Here is a 16,901-nt window from a genome sequence, read left to right on the forward strand (position 1 = left end):
CAGCCTGTGTGTGGGCGCCTCTGTGCTGCGCATCATCCACCTGCTGCTGTATCGACGAGCATCCCAGCGCGAGCATCCTGCGTGGCTGAGTAGCCTGGCCATCGTTTGCGGCCTGCACGGCATGGCCTGGGGCACCGCCGGGATGCTCATGCCCGTGCACGACCTGGCCGACCTGGGCCAGTGGCTGCTGCACCACCTCAACGACATCGTCAGCCAGGCCGCGTGGATGGGCGTGCTGCCCGCCACCCTGGCCCTTGCGCTGGGCCTCCTGGCGCGGCGCTTTCTGCCTCACCACATCTTTGTCTTCATCCTGGGGCGCGGTTTCATCGTGACCGGCCTCGCCGTGGGCCTGGTGGGCGTGCTCAGCACCCTGGCCGAGCGCCTGCCCGGCAGCATCAGCAGCGCCGAATGGGTGCTGGCGCACTGGCTGCTCGGCTTCGGAGAGGCCTTCAGCACCGGCATGCTGACCGCGATCTTCGTGGCCTTCAAGCCGCAGTGGATGCTGACCTACTCCGACGCTCGCTACCTGCCGCCGCCTGCACCACGGCAACCCTGAGGCCGCCAACGGCCACCTCCGTGACATGCGCCACGCCGAGCCGGTCAAGCATTCCCGGCAGGTCGCCGATAAGGTGAGGCAACCGGCGCCGTGATGCGATGACCTCTCCTCCCTGGCTGACCTCCTTCCTCGCCCTCCTGCTTGGCCGCAGTGCGCGGCGGCGGCGTCACGTCCTGTTCGTTCTGGCGACGGCCCAGCTCTACATGGTCAGCATGGTGGTCATCTTCCAGGGCATGGGCCACGGGCTGATCCGCAAACCGGTCGCCCTCACCCTGCTGGCTTGCTGCGTGCTGGTATTCGGCGTCGTGTTCACCCTGGTGCGCAGCGGTTGGTCGGCCCGGCTGGACGACCCGGTGCTCACTTTCCCTCATGCGCTGGCCTGCCAATTCCTGTGCGTGCTGGCCTACGTTCTGCTGGGGCGTGACGGGGCCGACATCATGATCCTGATGGGGCAGACCATCGTGGCCGCCATGTTCCGCCTGCGTCCGCACCAGATCCTCAAGCTCGGCCTGATCAGCGTGGGCATGCTGTGCGCTGCCGTGCTGCATGTGCGGCTCACGTCGCCCGACTCGCTGTCTCTTCTGGTCGCCAGCGTCCAGTTGCTGATGGGCGGATCAACCTTGCTGCTGCTCTCCCTGGTGGGCAAATGGGTGAGTGAAATCCGGGTGCACCTGGGGCGGCAGGCCGACACCCTCCAGCAGACCTTGACACGGCTGCAGCACATGGCGACCACCGACATGCTCACCGAACTGCTCAACCGCAGGGTCACGGAAGAGCACCTCGGTCGGGAACTCAAAATGCACAGCCGACATGGGCAGCTCGTGTGCGTGGCCCTGATCGACATCGACCACTTCAAGCGCATCAACGACCAGTTCGGCCACCACGCTGGCGACCTGGCCTTGCGCGCGCTGGCCGACCACGCTCGGGGCCAGGTCAGGCCGCCAGACAAGCTGGGGCGCTGGGGCGGTGAGGAGTTCCTGCTCATCCTGCCCGGCATGAACCTGGACGACGCGTTGGAAACCCTCGAGCGATTGCGCATCGGCACCAATGCGATCCGGATCGATGCCCACCCGGACCTGCGGATTGCGCTGTCGGTGGGCCTGGCTGCAGCGCGCCCGGACGACACGCCCGAATCCCTGGTCGACCGGGCCGATCAGGCGCTCTACCGGGCCAAACGGCTGGGGCGCAATCGCTGCGTGGTGGCTGGCGTGAGCGATTCGCCCTCGCCAGCCCCGTCACTGAGCGAACCTCGACATGAACTGGCACGACCTCCGTTCTGCGGCCCCCTGCCGGCAGGAGGGACTGCGTGAAGCACGCCAAACGGCCCCAGCGTGAGTCGCCCGCGAGGCACACCTCCGTGCTGCTGGCACCCTTTCACCGCCTGGGCGATGCGGTGCTGGGCACTGACCGGGCCACCCGTGCCCGCACACGCGCCATCCTCCTCTGCGCCGTCATGTACGCCATCTGCTGCGCCGCCGCCTCGCTGTCGGCCGAGCTGGGCCTGATGCGCGCTTTTGCGCCCACCTTGCTCGAGGCCACCTGCGTGCCGGCCTACCTGGTCATCTACGCACTGGTGCGCAGCGGCCGCACCCAAAAACTGTCTGACCCGGCCTTGATGGTGCCGCAGAACGTCTTTGCCCTGCTGGCCATCGCCTTCGCCTACACCGCCGTGGGCCCGAACGACCGAGGCGCCGTGCTCGTCCTCATCGCCCTGGTCGTGGTTTTCGGCATGTACACCCACACCCCCCGACAATCGGCTGCCATCGGTGTGATGGCCATGCTCCTGTTGGGGGGCAGCATGGTCGTGCTCTCTCGCTGGGACCCGGTCTACTACCCGCCTGCCCGGGAACTCATCCGATTCGAACTCATGGCCGGCACCATGCCGGCCCTCATCCTGTCCGGCTTCCAGCTCGCCAGCTGGCGGACACGGCTGTCAACGCAGCGCCGCGAGCTGCAGGAGGCACTTGACCAGGTGCACCAGCTTGCCACCCGCGACGCCCTCACCGGACTGCTCAACCGCCGGGCCATGCAGGACCTGCTCGACGAGCAGCTGCGCCGTTTCGAGCGCCATGGCGAACACTTCGCCCTGGCCTTGATCGACCTGGACCACTTCAAGCGCATCAACGACCAACACGGTCACCGCACGGGAGACGATGCGCTCAAGGCCTTTGCACAAGCCGCCACCACCTGCTTGCGCGAGACCGATACCGTGGCCCGCTGGGGCGGTGAAGAATTCCTGGTGCTCATGCCACACACCGGCGCCCACAAGGCCACCACCGCCCTGCAACGGTTGCGCTCGATGCTGAGTGAAACGACCGTGGGGGCCACCGAGGCGGGCATCAGGCTGGGGTTTTCGTCTGGGGTGGCGGTGCACGAGGTGGCCACGCCCTTGACCCAGACCCTGGAGCGCGCCGACCGCGCCCTTTACCAGGCAAAAGAAGCGGGACGAGGCCGCGACGTCCGTGCGCCTTCGCTCAGGGCCGTCTGACTTCGTGCCGCGGCGCGGGGATAATCACGCCCCATGAACCCGCTGCTCTCCAAACTCCAGCCCTACCCCTTCGAGCGCCTGCGCAAGCTCACGGCCGGTGTGGTACCCAACGCCAGCCATCGCGCCATCAGCCTGGGCATCGGCGAACCCAAGCACCCCACGCCCGCCTTCATCAAGGATGCGCTCACCGCCGCGCTCGATGGCTTGGCCGCCTACCCCGCCACCGCGGGCGAGCCCGCCCTGCGCGAAGCCTGCGCCGCCTGGGTCGAGCGCCGTTATGGCCTCAAGCTGGATGCCGCCACGCAGATCCTGCCGGTCAATGGCTCGCGCGAAGCCCTGTTCGCCCTGGCCCAAACCGTCATCGACCCGACGCAGCACCTGGACGCCGGCGGCCCCGCCGTGGTCTGCCCCAACCCGTTCTACCAGATTTACGAAGGCGCGGCCCTGCTGGCCGGAGCCCGCGTGGTCTTCGCCAACTCCGACCCGGCGCGCAACTTCGCGGCCGACTGGGGCAGCATCCCCGAAGCGACCTGGGCGACCACCCAGCTGCTCTATGTCTGCTCGCCCGGCAACCCCACGGGCGCCGTGATGCCACTGAGCGAGTGGGCCAAGCTCTTCGAGCTGAGCGACCGCTTCGGCTTCGTCATCGCCTCCGACGAGTGCTACTCCGAAATCTATTTCCGCGAAGGGGCCGACGCCGCGCCCCTGGGCGGCCTGGAAGCCGCCGCCAAACTGGGTCGCAGCGATTTCAAGAACCTGATCGCACTGACCAGCCTGTCCAAGCGCTCCAACGTGCCGGGGCTGCGCTCGGGCTTCGTCATGGGCGACGCGGCCATCATGAAGGCCTTCCTGCTCTACCGCACCTACCATGGCAGCGCCATGAGCGTGGCCGTGCAGCGCGCCAGCATCGCCGCCTGGAACGACGAGGCCCACGTGGTCGAGAACCGTGCGCTCTACCGCCAGAAGTTCGAACGCGTCACCCCCCTCCTCGCCTCGGTGATGGACGTGGCCTTGCCGGATGCCAGCTTCTACCTCTGGGCCAAGGTGCCTGTGGGCGTGGCGGGCCAAAGCGGCCTGAGCGACGACGAATGGTTCACCCGCGAGCTCCTGGCTCAATACAATGTCGCCGTGTTGCCCGGCAGCTACCTGGCCCGTGAGGCCGGTGGCGTCAACCCGGGTGCGGGACGCATCCGCATGGCCCTGGTGGCCGGTGTCGACGAGTGCGTCGAAGCGGCCGAACGCATCAAGGCCTTCATCCAATCCCTTTCTGTCTGAGAAGAAACATGACCCAAGCCCTGCAAACCGTGATCGACAACGCCTGGGAAGGCCGTGCCGAGCTGTCCGTGGCCAATGCGCCCGCCGAAGTGCGTGACGCCGTCAACCACATCATCGACCAGCTCGACACCGGCAAGCTGCGCGTCGCCGAGAAGATCAACGGTGCCTGGGAAACCCACCAGTGGATCAAGAAGGCCGTGCTGCTGAGCTTCCGCCTCAACGACAACGTGCCCATGGGCGACGGCCCCCTGCAGTTCTTCGACAAGGTCCCCAGCAAGTACGGCTCGATGAGCGCCGAGCAGCTGCGCGCCACCGGTGTGCGCGTGGTGCCGCCGGCCGTGGCCCGCCGTGGCTCCTTCCAGGCCAAGAACGTGATCCTGATGCCTTCCTACGTCAACATCGGCGCCTACGTCGATGAAGGCACCATGGTCGACACCTGGGCCACCGTGGGTTCGTGCGCCCAGATCGGCAAGAACGTCCACCTGTCGGGCGGCGTGGGCATCGGCGGCGTGCTGGAGCCCCTGCAGGCCAACCCCACCATCATCGAAGACAACTGTTTCATCGGCGCCCGCTCGGAAGTGGTCGAAGGCGTGATCGTGGAAGAGAACTCGGTGATCTCGATGGGCGTGTACATCGGCCAGTCGACCAAGATCTACGACCGCGCCACCGGCGAAGTGTCGTATGGCCGCATCCCCGCCGGTTCGGTGGTGGTGTCGGGCAACCTGCCTTCGGCCGATGGCAAGTACAGCCTCTACTGCGCCGTGATCGTCAAGCGCGTGGACGCCCAGACGCGCTCCAAGACCAGCATCAACGACCTGCTGCGCGGCGCCTGATTGGCCAGCGCCCGACGTGATCTGTCTGTTGGTTCGTAACGCCCGAGGAGGCACTTGATGAGCGGTGGGAATCTGGAAAGGGTCTTGCGCCTGATGGCCGAGAAAAAGGCGTCCGACGTCTTCCTGTCTGCCAAGACACCCATCCTCATCAAGATCCACGGGCAGATCATGCAGCTCACCGACCAGGTGCTGACGCCCTCACAGCCGCGTCAGCTTCTGTCGGAGCTGATCTCGTCAACCCAGATGGAAGAGCTGGACGAGACCGGCGAGCTGAACCTGGGGATCACCATCCCCGGGGTCGCCATCTTCCGCCTGAGCGCCTTCAAGCAACGCGGCTCGGTGGCGGCGGTGTTTCGCCACATCCCCACCGACATCCCGCCGCTCGAATCCCTGAATGTGCCCGACAGCCTCAGCCAGCTGGTGCTGGAGAAGCGCGGCCTGATCCTGCTGGCCGGTGCCACCGGTTCGGGCAAGAGCACCACCATCGCCTCGATGCTGGAGCACCGCAACCAGCGCATGACGGGGCACATCCTCACCATCGAAGACCCGCTGGAATTCCTGTTCTCCAACAAGAAGTCCATCGTGAACCAGCGGGAAGTGGGGCGCGACACCCAATCGCTGCAGGTCGGCCTGAAGAACGCCCTGCGCCAGGCCCCCGACTGCATCCTGATCGGTGAGATCCGCGACCGCGAAACCATGACGGCGGCGCTGTCGTACGCGCTCTCGGGCCACCTTGTGCTGTCGACCCTGCACGCCAACAACAGCTACCACGCGCTCGGCCGCATCCTGTCCTTCTACACGCCCGAAGCCCGCCCGGCCTTGCTGAGTGACCTGGCCTCGGGCCTCAAGGCCATCGTGTCCCAGCGCCTGCTGAAATCCACCAGCGGCGGGCGTGTGCCGGCCGTCGAGGTGCTGCTCAACACCCAGCTCGTGAGCGAGATGATCGAGCGCGGCGACTTCACCGGCGTCAAGGAGACGATCGAGAAGTCGATGGCCGAAGGCTCGCAGAGCTACGAGCAGGACATCGCCCGCCTCATCACCGAAGGCCTGGTCACCCGCGACGAGGGCCTGAGCCACGCCGACTCGCCCACCAACCTGATGTGGCGCCTGCAAAACGACGAAGGCAGGGCCAGCAAGCTGGCGGCCAAGGTCGAGGAGCAGGACGATGGCCCCTCCTTTACCGAGATCACGCTGGACGTCAACCACGACGAAGTCAGCGGTTTCTCGTCCACCCGTTTCTGAGCCCGCCCTGACATGTCCGCCACCGTGCGCCTCACCGAGGCGCTGATCGCCCGTCCTTCTGTCACCCCCGTCGACGACGGTTGCCAGACCCTGATGGCCGAGCGCCTGCAGGCCATCGGCTTCAGCTGCCAGACCCTGGTCTTCGGCCCCGAATCCGCTCCCGTGACCAACCTCTGGGCCATCCGGCGCGGCACAGGCCACGCCAGCGGCGCGCCCACCCTGGTCTTTGCCGGCCACACCGACGTGGTGCCCACCGGCCCCCTCGATCAGTGGACCAGCCCGCCCTTCGTGCCCACTTACCGGGATGGCCTGCTCTACGGCCGCGGCGCCGCCGACATGAAGACCTCGCTCGCCGCCATGATCGTGGCCAGCGAGGAGTTCGTGGCCGCCCACCCCCAGCACGCGGGCAGCCTCGCCTTCCTGATCACCAGTGACGAAGAAGGCCCCTCGGTGGACGGCACCGTCAAGGTCTGCGAATGGCTGCAACAACAAGGTGAACGCCTGGACGCCTGCATCGTCGGCGAGCCCACCTCGGTCAAGCAGGTGGGCGACATGATCAAGAACGGGCGTCGTGGCTCGCTCTCGGGCAAGCTCACCGTCAAGGGTGTGCAAGGCCACATCGCCTACCCGCACCTGGCCCGGAACCCCATCCACCTGGCTGCGCCGGCCCTGGCCGAACTGGCCGCCATCACCTGGGACGCCGGCAACGACCACTTCCCCCCCACCAGCTGGCAGATGTCCAACATCCATGCCGGCACTGGCGCCAACAACGTCATCCCGGGCGAACTGGTCATCGACTTCAACTTCCGCTTCTCGACCGAATCCACGCCCGAAGGCCTGCAGGCTCGGCTTGAAGCGGTGTTGGCCAGACACGGCCTCGATTTCAGCATCGGCTGGACGCTGGGGGGCCGCCCCTTCCTGACCCGGCGCGGCCCGCTGGTCGACGCCATGGCTGCGGCCATCAAACAGGTCACGGGCCTCGACACCGAACTGTCCACCACCGGCGGCACCTCCGATGGCCGCTTCATCGCCCAGATCTGCCCGCAAGTGGTCGAGTTCGGCCCCTGCAACGCCAGCATCCACAAGATCGACGAACACGTGGCCCTGGCCGACATCGAGCCCCTGAAAGACATCTACCTCCAGACCCTGGAAAGGCTGCTCGCATGACCGTGATCGAGCTCATCGAGCAGGCCGCCGCCCGCCTGGATGCGGCCCAGGTCGGCTACGGCCACGGCACCACCAATGCCTTCGACGAAGCCGCCTGGCTGGTGCTGTGGCAACTTCAACATCCCATTGATGCCCTCGACGAGGTCGAGCACCTGCCCGTGACTGGCGAACAGGCCGATGCGGTGTACGCCCTCATCCAGGACCGCATCGCCACCCGCAAGCCCGCGGCCTACCTCACGAAGCAGGCCTGGCTCCAGGGCGTCCCTTTTTACGTGGACGAGCGCGCCATCGTGCCTCGGTCCTTCATCGCCGAGGTGCTGGCCGATGGCAGCATCGATGCCTGGCTGGGCGAGCACACCACCCGTGTGCTCGATCTCTGCACCGGCAACGGCAGCCTGGCCGTTCTGGCCGCCATGGCCTACCCCGATGTCAGCGTCGATGGCGCCGACATCAGCCCCGACGCCCTGGCCGTGGCCCGCATCAACGTCGACCAGCACGGGCTGGCCGAGCGCATCACCCTGTTGCACAGCGACGGCCTCGCGGGCGTCCAGGGGCCCTACGACCTGATCCTGTGCAACCCACCCTATGTGAACGCCACCTCGATGAAGGCCCTGCCCGCCGAGTACCAGGCTGAGCCCGAGCTCGCCCTGGCCTCCGGTGAAGACGGCATGGACTTTACCCGCGCCCTGTTCGCCGCCCTGCGCGCGGAGCCCGACCGCTACCTCAGCGAAAACGCCGTGCTCGTGCTGGAAATCGGCAACGAGCGCCCGAACTTCGAGCGCGCCTTCCCCGATCTGGCCGTCACCTGGCTGGACACCTCTTCCGGCGCCGACCAGCTCCTGCTGCTCACCCGCGACGCCCTGCTCCTCGACGCGGCCTGAACCGCGTCCAACCTGTTTCCGACATGATCGTCCTGAAAAACGTCTCCCTGCTGCGAGGCGTGAAACCCGTCCTGGACCAGGCCAACGCCACCATCCATCCCGGAGAAAAAGTCGGCCTGATCGGCCGCAACGGCGCGGGCAAGTCCTCGCTGTTCTCGCTGCTGGCCGGCCGCTTGCACCCCGATGCCGGCGACGTGGAATTCCCGCCCGCCTGGCTGCAACCCGGCGGCATGGCCGAGGTCGCGCAGAACATGCCCGAGACCGACGAGGACGCCACCGAATATGTCTTGCAGGGCGACACCCGCCTGATGAAGGCCAAGGCCGACCTGGCTGCCGCAGAGGCCGCCGACGACGGCAACGCCATCGGCGAGGCCCACGCCAACCTGGCCGAAGCCGGCCACTTCGACGCCCCCGCCCGCGCCCAAGCCCTGCTGCTGGGCCTGGGCTTCACACTGGAACAGGCCCTGGCGCCCGTCAACAGCTTCTCGGGCGGCTGGCGGATGCGCCTGCAACTGGCGCGCGCCCTGATGTGCCCGGCCAGCCTGTTGCTGCTGGACGAACCCACGAACCACCTGGACCTCGACGCACTCGTGTGGCTGGAAGCTTGGCTGCAACGCTACGAAGGCACGCTGATCATCATCAGCCACGACCGCGAATTCCTCGACGCCATCACCAAGGTCACCCTGCACCTCGACGACGGCAAGCTCACCCGCTACACCGGTGGCTACACGGCCTTCGAGTCCATGCGTGCAGAGCGCATGAGCCAGCAGCAGGCGGCTTTCGCCAAGCAGCAGGACAAGATCGCCCACCTGAGCAAGTTCATCGCGCGCTTCAAGGCCCAGGCCAGCAAGGCCCGCCAGGCCCAAAGCCGCGTCAAGGCGCTGGAACGCATGGAAAAGCTGGCCCCGGTGCTCACCGCCAGCGACTTCCAGTTCAGCTTCCCCGAGCCCCAGAGCCTGCCCAACCCCATGCTCTCCCTCAAGGAGCTCGCCTGCGGCTACCACCGCGAAGGCGCTGCCCCCCTGACCATCGTCTCGGGCATCAACCGCTCGGTGTTGCCGGGCCAGCGCATTGGCATCCTCGGCGCCAACGGCCAGGGCAAGTCCACCGTGGTGAAGACGCTCTCTCGCATGAACAAGCTGGTCAGCGGCGAGATCACCGAAGGCAAGGGCCTGAGCATCGGCTACTTCGCCCAGCAGGAACTCGACGTGCTGCGCCCGGACGAAGGTCCCATGCAGCACATGATTCGCCTGGCGCGCGAGGTCGGGCCCAACGCCCGTGAACAGGAGCTGCGGGACTTCCTCGGCCGCTTCCAGTTCAGCGGCGACATGGTCAACCAGCCCGTGCACCAGTTCAGCGGCGGCGAAAAAGCCCGACTGGTGCTGGCCCTGGTCGTGTGGCAGCGCCCCAACCTCCTGCTGCTCGACGAACCCACCAACCACCTCGACCTCACCACCCGCGAGGCCCTCAGCATGGCGCTCAACGAGTTCGAAGGCACCGTGATGCTGGTCAGCCACGACCGCGCGCTGCTGCGCGAAGTCTGCGACGAATTCTGGCTGGTGGCCAAAGGCGAGGTCAGCACCTTCGATGGCGACCTGGACGATTACCAGAAGTACCTTGCCGACGTCGCCCGCGAAGCCGCCCAGGCCGCGAAAGCGGCCCGCAGCGCCGATCGTGGCACGAGCCCTTCGGTGACGACCGAAACCCAGCCAGCCAGTGAACCCGCAGTGTTCAACAGCAAGGGCAAGGAGGACCGCAAGGCCCAGGCCGCGGCCCGTCAGAAGCTCAACGAACAGCTGCGCCCGCTCAAGGCCGAACTGAAGAAGGTCGACGAGCGCATGAGCAAGGCCCATGAAGAGCACGCCAAGCTCACCCAGTCTCTGGGCTCCATCAGCATTGGCCCCTCCGAAAGGGCGGACCAGGGCAAGCGCCTCAAGGCCCTGGACGACGAGATCGCCGAGCTCGAAGCCCGATGGCTGGAGCTGAGCGAAGCCATCGAGCAGATCGGCGCCTGACGCATGACCTCACCCGCTGGCGCACCGTCATCGCCCCCGGCTGTCGCCAGCGAGGCCCAGGCCGATTTCCTCGCGCTGGACCAGCAACTCTGCTTCGCCCTGCATGCCAGCTCCCTGGCCATGACCAAGGCCTACAAACCCCTGCTGGCGCCTTTGGGCCTGACCTACCCCCAGTACCTCGTGATGCTGGTGCTCTGGGAGCAGGACGGCCGCACCGTGCTGGAGCTGGGCCAGGCCCTCCACCTGGATTCCGGCACGCTCACGCCCCTGCTCAAGCGCATGGCCACCAGCGGCTGGTTGAGCCGGCACCGCGATCCCGAGGACGAGCGACGCGTTCGCATTCAGCTCACCGAAGCAGGCCAGCGCCTGCGCGACGACGCCAAGGCGGTGCCCGTCGCCATGGCCTGCCAACTTGGCATGGGCGAAGCCGAATTCACCCAACTGCGCCAGACCTTGCTCGGCCTGCAGGCACGCCTCCAGTCCCCTCCCAAACCAAAGGCCTGATCCCGACATGGGCTTGAGGCCCGCTCGAACGCCTGCGACCTGCTTCCCAGATAATTCAATTGCGCGCAATGAAATAGCGCAAAATAAAGGAAGCACCATGGCACTCGATCAAGTCCTCTACGTGGCCCACGCCACCTCCACCGGCGGCCGCGATGGCCGCGCCACCTCCGACGACGCCAAGCTCGACGTCGCACTGGCCCGCCCGAAAGAACTGGGCGGACAAGGCCAGGGCACCAACCCCGAGCAACTCTTTGCCGCCGGCTACTCGGCCTGCTTCCTGGGTGCCATGGGCTTTGTGGCCGGACAACAGAAAAAGCTGCTGCCCGCGGGCACCCAGGTCGCCGCCGACGTCGGCATTGGCCCCCTGCCCACTGGCTTCGGCATCGAAGTCACGCTGAACATCACCCTGCCGGGCATGCCAGCTGAGGAAGCGCAGGCTCTGGTGGACGCAGCCCACATCGTCTGCCCTTACTCCAACGCCACCCGAGGCAACATCGACGTCACCCTGAAGCTGGTGTGATATCGCACAAAATCCCTCGCCAAAGGGATCAGGATGGGGCCAGCGGCTCCGGTCAAACCCTGTGAAACGGTGCTAACCTCAGGTTTACACCCACTTCCAGAGGTTGACGGGCCGCCGGCCCATGCCTACGCTTGCGACCCATGCGTTTTTTCCAGAGCCCACACGGCCGCCCTGCCCCTTGTTCGGGCGACCATGCTTTCGGGCGAGGCATCTCCCGTGCCCTTTGCACCCTGGCCGTCTTCCTGACAGCCTCGGGCTTCGTGCCGGGCATCGCCCAGACTGATGCCCAGGCGCAAACCGCTGCCGTCACGGCCCCTGCAGTCACCGCACCCGCGGGCAATCTGCCCACCGGCTCTGCAGGCAGTGCAGGCTCGGTCACCGCGGGCAATTCGGGTACAACGGCCCCGGCCGAAGACCCCGTCACCCGCTTCCTGGCCGACAAAGGCCTGATGCCCAACACCCGTCCCGTGGTCGAAATGGCCCAGCAGGTCCGCGACCGTGCGACCGACATGGCCTCCAACCTCGTCGTCTCCGCCATGAACTTCCTGGGCGTGCCTTACCGACGAGGGGGGCAGTCGCGTGAACAGGGCTTCGACTGCAGTGGCTTCACCCGCCATGTGTTTGAAAACAGCGTGGGCCTGATCCTGCCCCGCCGTGCGATCGAACAGGCGAATTCGCCAGATCTCGTGCCGGTCTCCCGCGCCGAACTCAAGCCTGGCGACCTGGTGTTCTTCAACACCCTGCGACACACCTTCTCGCACGTCGGCATCTACATCGGCGACAACAAGTTCATCCACTCCCCCCGCGCCGGTGGCGAAGTGCGTGTGGAAGACATCCGATTGGACTACTGGCAGGCCCGCTTTGACGGCGCCCGCCGCGCGCCCAAGGTCGACGGCCGCCAGGCCGCCGCACCGGCCAACTGAATCGGCCCCGGTCCTGGCGTGGGCGTCGCCACGCTGTCGCACGCTCGGCCCTCCCTTGAACGACAATGCGCAGCAACATGAGCCCGTCGCACGTTCAACGCCCCTCTGTGGTCATCCCCATCCAGGCTGCTGCCGCTCCTGTGCGCCACAGCGGGCAGGCCCTCCCTCCCCCCTTGCCGTCGCCTGCAGATGAACTGCCTCTCGACACGCTGGGTCGCCCCCTCACCGATCTGCGCATCTCGGTGACTGACCGCTGCAACTTCCGATGCGGCTACTGCATGCCAAGATCGGTCTTCGGGCGCGACCACGCGTTCCTGCCCCATGCCGAGTTACTCAGTTTCGAAGAAATCACCCGGGTGGCCCGGGTGATGCTCTCTCTGGGTGTGCGCAAGCTCCGCTTGACGGGAGGGGAGCCGCTGCTGCGCAAGGACCTCGAACGGCTCGTGGCCCAGCTTGCCGCCTTGCGCACCCTCGACGGCGGCCCACCTGAACTCACGCTCACCACCAACGGCAGCCTGCTGTCCCGCAAGGCCCAGGCGCTGCGAGATGCCGGACTGGACCGCGTCACCGTCAGCCTCGACGCACTGGACCCCGCCACCTTTCAGCGCATGAGTGACACCGGCCTGCAGGTCGACGACGTGCTGACCGGCATCGATGCCGCCCGCGCAGCCGGCCTGAGCCAGGTGAAAGTCAACATGGTGGTGCAAAGGGGCGTGAACGACGCGCAGATCCTGCCCATGGCCCGCCATTTCCGCGGCACAGGGATCGAACTGCGCTTCATCGAATTCATGGACGTCGGTGCAACCAATGGCTGGCAGATGGACCACGTGCTGAGTTCGGAGGCGGTGCGCCACCTCATCCATGCCGCCCACCCATTGCAGCCCGCGGATGCCGGCCAACCAGGCGCCACCGCCAAGCGCTGGGCCTACGCCGATGGTGCCGGCCACGTTGGCTTCATCTCCAGCGTCACCCAGGCCTTTTGTGGCGACTGCAGCCGGCTGCGCCTGTCCACCGACGGCCGCCTCTACACCTGCCTGTTCGCCACCCAAGGACACGACCTGCGCACCCCGCTGCGTGACGGGCAGGACGAGGCCACCCTGCGTGCCCGGGTGGCCGCATTGTGGGCCGGTCGCACCGATCGTTACTCTGCCCTCCGAGGGCAAGGCCAGGCCATGGCCGACTCGGCTGCGTCCCGCGTGGAAATGAGCTTCATCGGTGGCTGAGCCCCTGCCAGCCCTCAGTGCTTGGATGCTGGCCGGCGGCGAGGGCCGGCGCATGGGCGGACGGGACAAGGGGCTGGTTCTGCACGGCGGGCAGCCCCTGGCAACATGGGGGCTGGCTCGCCTGGCTCCACAGGCCCAGGCCCTGGGCATCGTGGCCAACCGCAACCTGACCGCCTACGAGGCACTGCTGCATGACAGCCTGAATGGCGTCGCCAGATCCCCCCTCTCACTTGGGGTGCGCCCGGACGATGCCCTCTGGCCCGAACGCAGTGGACCGCTGGCCGGCATCCTGACCGCATTGGCGCACAGCCCGCACGACTGGGTGCTGGTCTCCCCCTGCGACCTGCCTGACCTGCCTGTCGACCTGGCGAATCGCCTCTTGTCGCATGCCCTTGCTCAGGGCGCCGATGTCGCCATACCCTGGTCCCAGGCGCCGGGTGACGCCATGCGACACCATTGGGTTTGCGCCTTGCTGCACAAGCGGGTTTCTCCGACAATCGCGGCCGAGTTTGTGAAAGGCGAACGTAAAGTTCGCTCTGCCATCACCCGCTGCAAATGGCTCGGCGTATGCTTTACAAATCACGCCAGCTTCCACAACATCAATACCCTGGAGACCCGCGATGGTGGTGACTGATTCCCCCGTGCGCCTTGCCCGCATCGCACCGGCCGACCTCAGCCCCTACAAGAGCCTCCGCGATGAAGGCCTGCGCCTCTACCCGGATGCCTTCGATGCCGACATCGAAAGCGAGCAGGCCCGCCCCCCCGAGAGCTTCCTGGGCAAACTGGGCCTCACCGAACCCCTGGGCGGCACCTTCCTGCTGGCCGCCTGGGAGCAGCGCACCATGGTGGGCGTCATCGGCCTGGAACGCCAGTCGATGCACAAGCTGCGCCACAGCGCCGAGCTCAACAGCATGATGGTGCACCCCAGCCACACCGGCAAAGGCATCGGCATCATGCTGGTGGAGGCCCTGGTCGCCGAGGCCCGCAAGGCCATCGGGCTTGAGCAGATCACCCTGCGCGTCAGCACTTCCAGCGAATCGGCCATCCGCCTCTACGAACGGGCCGGTTTCCGTGGCTGCGGCGTGGTGCCCCACGCCCTGAGGCTGGTCGACGGCCCCGGCCAGGTGCGCTACTTCGACAAGCTCACCATGGTCCTGATTCTCTGAACCTGACGGGGCGAGGCCCGTCGTGGCCTCAGCGGGCTTCCGCCGCGCCGCGGTTGGCCAGGCCGTCGGCTCGTTCGTTGCCGGGGTCGCCAGCGTGACCCTTGACCCAGCGCCAGTCCACATCGTGGCCAGCCGCCAGGGCCTCCAGCTCGCGCCAGAGGTCGTCGTTCTTCACCGGTTTGTTGTCGGCCGTCTTCCATCCACGGCGTTTCCAACCGTGGATCCACTCGGTGATGCCTTTGCGCACGTATTCGCTGTCGGTGTAGATCACGACCTTGCATCGGCGCTTGAGCACCCTCAGGGTTTCAATGACCGCGGTCAGCTCCATGCGGTTGTTGGTCGTGACCATTTCGCCCCCCCACATCTCGCGCTCATGCGGGCCGCTGACCATCCAGACGCCCCAGCCGCCTCGGCCCGGGTTGCCCTTGCACGCGCCGTCGGTGTAGGCCACCACGGCAGGCGTTGCTGCTTCACTCATCCGTTCACATCCTTCTGTGCGTTCTTGACTGCCCCGCAGCGCTGATGCCGCTGGGCCACCACGGCCGGCGCCGCCGACGCGGGCATCCTGGCCTTCTTGACCTTGCCGATCAGGCGCACGCCGCGCGCGCGCTTGACCGCCACCACAAAATACACCGCACCCAGCACCGGCCACCACCGGTCGCCTGCGGCCTCCATCCAGCTCAGCCGCTGCCACCAGGTCTCGCCCTGCACCATCGGGCGGTAGCACCCGAAGCACCCGGCCTCCACCTCCAGGTCCAGCAGACGCAGCCAGTCTCGCAAGCGCCAGTAGGCGATGAACTCGCCCTGCGGCAACACCGTCGCCGACTGCACGCCCCAGTGCCCCATGCGCTGCCAAAGGCCCCACAGGCTGGCCGGGTTGAAGCCGGCAATGACCACACGCCCCTCCGGCATCAGCACCCGCTCCACCTCGCGCAAAGTGTCGTGGGGGTCACGGGCCAACTCCAGGGCATGGGGCAGAACCACGAGGTCCAGGCTGTTGCTCGGGAACGGCAAAGCCTCGAAGTCGCAACGCAGGCTCAATGGCGCGCCTTGAAACGGTTCGGCTGTGGGCCCCTGCGTCGGAAAGGGCGACGGCATCACCTCGGGTGGCGCCACCCATCCCTGGTAGGCTGCGTCCAGCGCCAGCCAGCGGTGCGGCATGCGGTTGTGACGCAGGCCGTCGAGCTCCGGCAGGCCCAGCTGCAACGCGTGAAAGCCGAACACATCGGCCACCAGGCGGTCCATCTGGGCCTGCTCCCAGGCGAGCAAGGCCTGGCCCGGCGGCAAAGCCAGCCAGGGGTGCAACTCTATAATCGGCTTGACTATCGACATGAAACTCTCAGCCCTGCCCGCCTTCGCCGACAACTACATCTGGATGCTGCACGATGACCGTGAAGCCCTGGTGGTGGATCCGGGCGACGCCGCGCCGGTGAAGAGCGCCTTGTCAGCCCTTGGGCTGTCCCTGGGCGCCATTCTAGTGACCCATCATCATGCCGACCACGTGGGTGGCATCCCTTCGTTGCAAACAGGGTCCATCCCGGTCTATGGCCCCCAGCGCGAAGGCATTCCCGGGGTCACCCATCCCGTGGGCGGCGGTGACATGGTCCTCTGGCATGGCCTGAGCTTTCAGGTGCTGGACACCCCCGGCCACACGCGCGGGCACATCGTTTACATCTTGAACGAGGGGCTCTCGTCCACCGATGCCGATCCGCTCGCCTTCGTTGGGGATACACTGTTTTCTGCTGGGTGCGGTCGCCTGTTCGAGGGCAGCATGCAGCAACTCCACGAGAGCCTGAACCGGCTGGCGCAACTGCCCGACCACACCCGGGTATGCGCCACCCACGAATACACGCTCAGCAACCTGCGTTTTGCGCAGGCGGTTGAACCCGACAACCCAGACATCCGGGGCCACCTCGCCCACTGCCAAGGTCTGCGTGCGCAGAACCTGCCGACCCTGCCCAGCACGATGCAAACCGAGAAGCGCATCAACCCCTTCTTGCGCTGCGATCAACCTGCGGTCATGGCCGCCGCCCTGGAACATGGGGCAGCGGACACCCAGCCTGTGTCGGTCTTCTCCGCCCTGAGGCTCTGGAAGAACACATTCTGAC

At 66.8% G+C, this 16,901-nt stretch carries 17 protein-coding genes and 1 pseudogene; 16 read left to right on the plus strand and 2 right to left on the minus strand.

Annotated elements, in window-relative coordinates:
• The 15 genes and pseudogenes from QZ994_RS02465 to QZ994_RS02535 form a co-directional block, all read left to right on the plus strand.
• Window positions 1-556 (plus strand): annotated as a pseudogene (locus tag QZ994_RS02465) (hypothetical protein); the annotation flags it as partial.
• A gap of 98 nt (window positions 557-654) precedes the next feature.
• Complete coding sequence (locus QZ994_RS02470) at window positions 655-1,866, plus strand: GGDEF domain-containing protein (RefSeq protein WP_290867716.1); 1,212 nt, start codon at window positions 655-657, stop codon at window positions 1,864-1,866.
• Window positions 1,863-3,044: a GGDEF domain-containing protein gene (locus tag QZ994_RS02475; protein WP_290867718.1), complete on the plus strand. Its 1,182-nt coding sequence runs from the start codon at window positions 1,863-1,865 to the stop codon at window positions 3,042-3,044. Before QZ994_RS02470 ends, QZ994_RS02475 begins: the two co-directional genes overlap by 4 nt.
• A gap of 33 nt (window positions 3,045-3,077) precedes the next feature.
• Window positions 3,078-4,319: a succinyldiaminopimelate transaminase gene (dapC, locus tag QZ994_RS02480; protein WP_290867721.1), complete on the plus strand. Its 1,242-nt coding sequence runs from the start codon at window positions 3,078-3,080 to the stop codon at window positions 4,317-4,319.
• Between the two features lie 8 nt (window positions 4,320-4,327).
• Window positions 4,328-5,152, plus strand: a complete 825-nt coding sequence (gene dapD / locus QZ994_RS02485) for a 2,3,4,5-tetrahydropyridine-2,6-dicarboxylate N-succinyltransferase (RefSeq protein WP_290867724.1) — start codon at window positions 4,328-4,330, stop codon at window positions 5,150-5,152.
• Window positions 5,153-5,209: 57 nt separating this feature from the next.
• Window positions 5,210-6,394: a PilT/PilU family type 4a pilus ATPase gene (locus tag QZ994_RS02490; protein ID WP_290867726.1), complete on the plus strand. Its 1,185-nt coding sequence runs from the start codon at window positions 5,210-5,212 to the stop codon at window positions 6,392-6,394.
• Between the two features lie 12 nt (window positions 6,395-6,406).
• A complete protein-coding gene (gene dapE, locus QZ994_RS02495; protein WP_290867729.1) occupies window positions 6,407-7,561 on the plus strand; it encodes a succinyl-diaminopimelate desuccinylase in 1,155 nt (384 codons plus the stop codon).
• Entirely contained in the window at window positions 7,558-8,442 is an 885-nt protein-coding gene (gene prmB, locus QZ994_RS02500) for a 50S ribosomal protein L3 N(5)-glutamine methyltransferase (protein ID WP_290867732.1), read from the plus strand. The genes dapE and prmB overlap by 4 nt, the downstream gene beginning before the upstream one ends.
• Window positions 8,443-8,465: 23 nt before the next feature.
• Window positions 8,466-10,457 (plus strand): ABC-F family ATP-binding cassette domain-containing protein, encoded by a 1,992-nt coding sequence (locus QZ994_RS02505; protein WP_290867734.1) that lies wholly within the window; start codon window positions 8,466-8,468, stop codon window positions 10,455-10,457.
• 3 nt (window positions 10,458-10,460) lie between these two features.
• Window positions 10,461-10,961, plus strand: coding sequence for a MarR family winged helix-turn-helix transcriptional regulator (locus tag QZ994_RS02510; RefSeq protein ID WP_290867736.1), 501 nt, complete (start codon window positions 10,461-10,463; stop codon window positions 10,959-10,961).
• A gap of 97 nt (window positions 10,962-11,058) precedes the next feature.
• Window positions 11,059-11,481 (plus strand): organic hydroperoxide resistance protein, encoded by a 423-nt coding sequence (locus QZ994_RS02515; protein ID WP_290867739.1) that lies wholly within the window; start codon window positions 11,059-11,061, stop codon window positions 11,479-11,481.
• A 140-nt stretch (window positions 11,482-11,621) separates the two neighbouring features.
• Complete coding sequence (locus tag QZ994_RS02520) at window positions 11,622-12,404, plus strand: C40 family peptidase (RefSeq protein WP_367172250.1); 783 nt, start codon at window positions 11,622-11,624, stop codon at window positions 12,402-12,404.
• A 77-nt stretch (window positions 12,405-12,481) separates the two neighbouring features.
• Window positions 12,482-13,627: a GTP 3',8-cyclase MoaA gene (gene moaA / locus QZ994_RS02525; protein ID WP_290867742.1), complete on the plus strand. Its 1,146-nt coding sequence runs from the start codon at window positions 12,482-12,484 to the stop codon at window positions 13,625-13,627.
• A gap of 25 nt (window positions 13,628-13,652) precedes the next feature.
• Complete coding sequence (locus tag QZ994_RS02530; RefSeq protein ID WP_290867745.1) at window positions 13,653-14,261, plus strand: NTP transferase domain-containing protein; 609 nt, start codon at window positions 13,653-13,655, stop codon at window positions 14,259-14,261.
• Window positions 14,254-14,793 carry a GNAT family N-acetyltransferase gene (locus QZ994_RS02535; protein ID WP_290867748.1) on the plus strand — a complete coding sequence of 180 codons (540 nt, stop codon included), beginning with the start codon at window positions 14,254-14,256 and terminating at the stop codon, window positions 14,791-14,793. Before QZ994_RS02530 ends, QZ994_RS02535 begins: the two co-directional genes overlap by 8 nt.
• Window positions 14,794-14,821: 28 nt before the next feature.
• On the opposite strand, the gene rnhA is transcribed toward QZ994_RS02535, so the two are convergent.
• Together rnhA and QZ994_RS02545 are read right to left on the minus strand one after the other, a co-directional pair.
• Entirely contained in the window at window positions 14,822-15,271 is a 450-nt protein-coding gene (gene rnhA, locus QZ994_RS02540) for a ribonuclease HI (RefSeq protein ID WP_290867751.1), read from the minus strand.
• On the minus strand, window positions 15,268-16,125 hold the full coding sequence (locus tag QZ994_RS02545) for a class I SAM-dependent methyltransferase (RefSeq protein ID WP_290867754.1): 858 nt from the start codon (window positions 16,123-16,125) through the stop codon (window positions 15,268-15,270). The genes rnhA and QZ994_RS02545 overlap by 4 nt, the downstream gene beginning before the upstream one ends.
• Here QZ994_RS02545 and gloB point away from each other — a divergent pair.
• Entirely contained in the window at window positions 16,124-16,900 is a 777-nt protein-coding gene (gloB, locus tag QZ994_RS02550; protein WP_290867757.1) for a hydroxyacylglutathione hydrolase, read from the plus strand. The genes QZ994_RS02545 and gloB overlap by 2 nt on opposite strands.
• Window position 16,901: the final 1 nt, after the last annotated feature.

It is taken from the genome of Aquabacterium sp. (genome assembly GCF_021768455.1).
Classification (GTDB): Bacteria; Pseudomonadota; Gammaproteobacteria; order Burkholderiales; family Burkholderiaceae_C; genus Aquabacterium.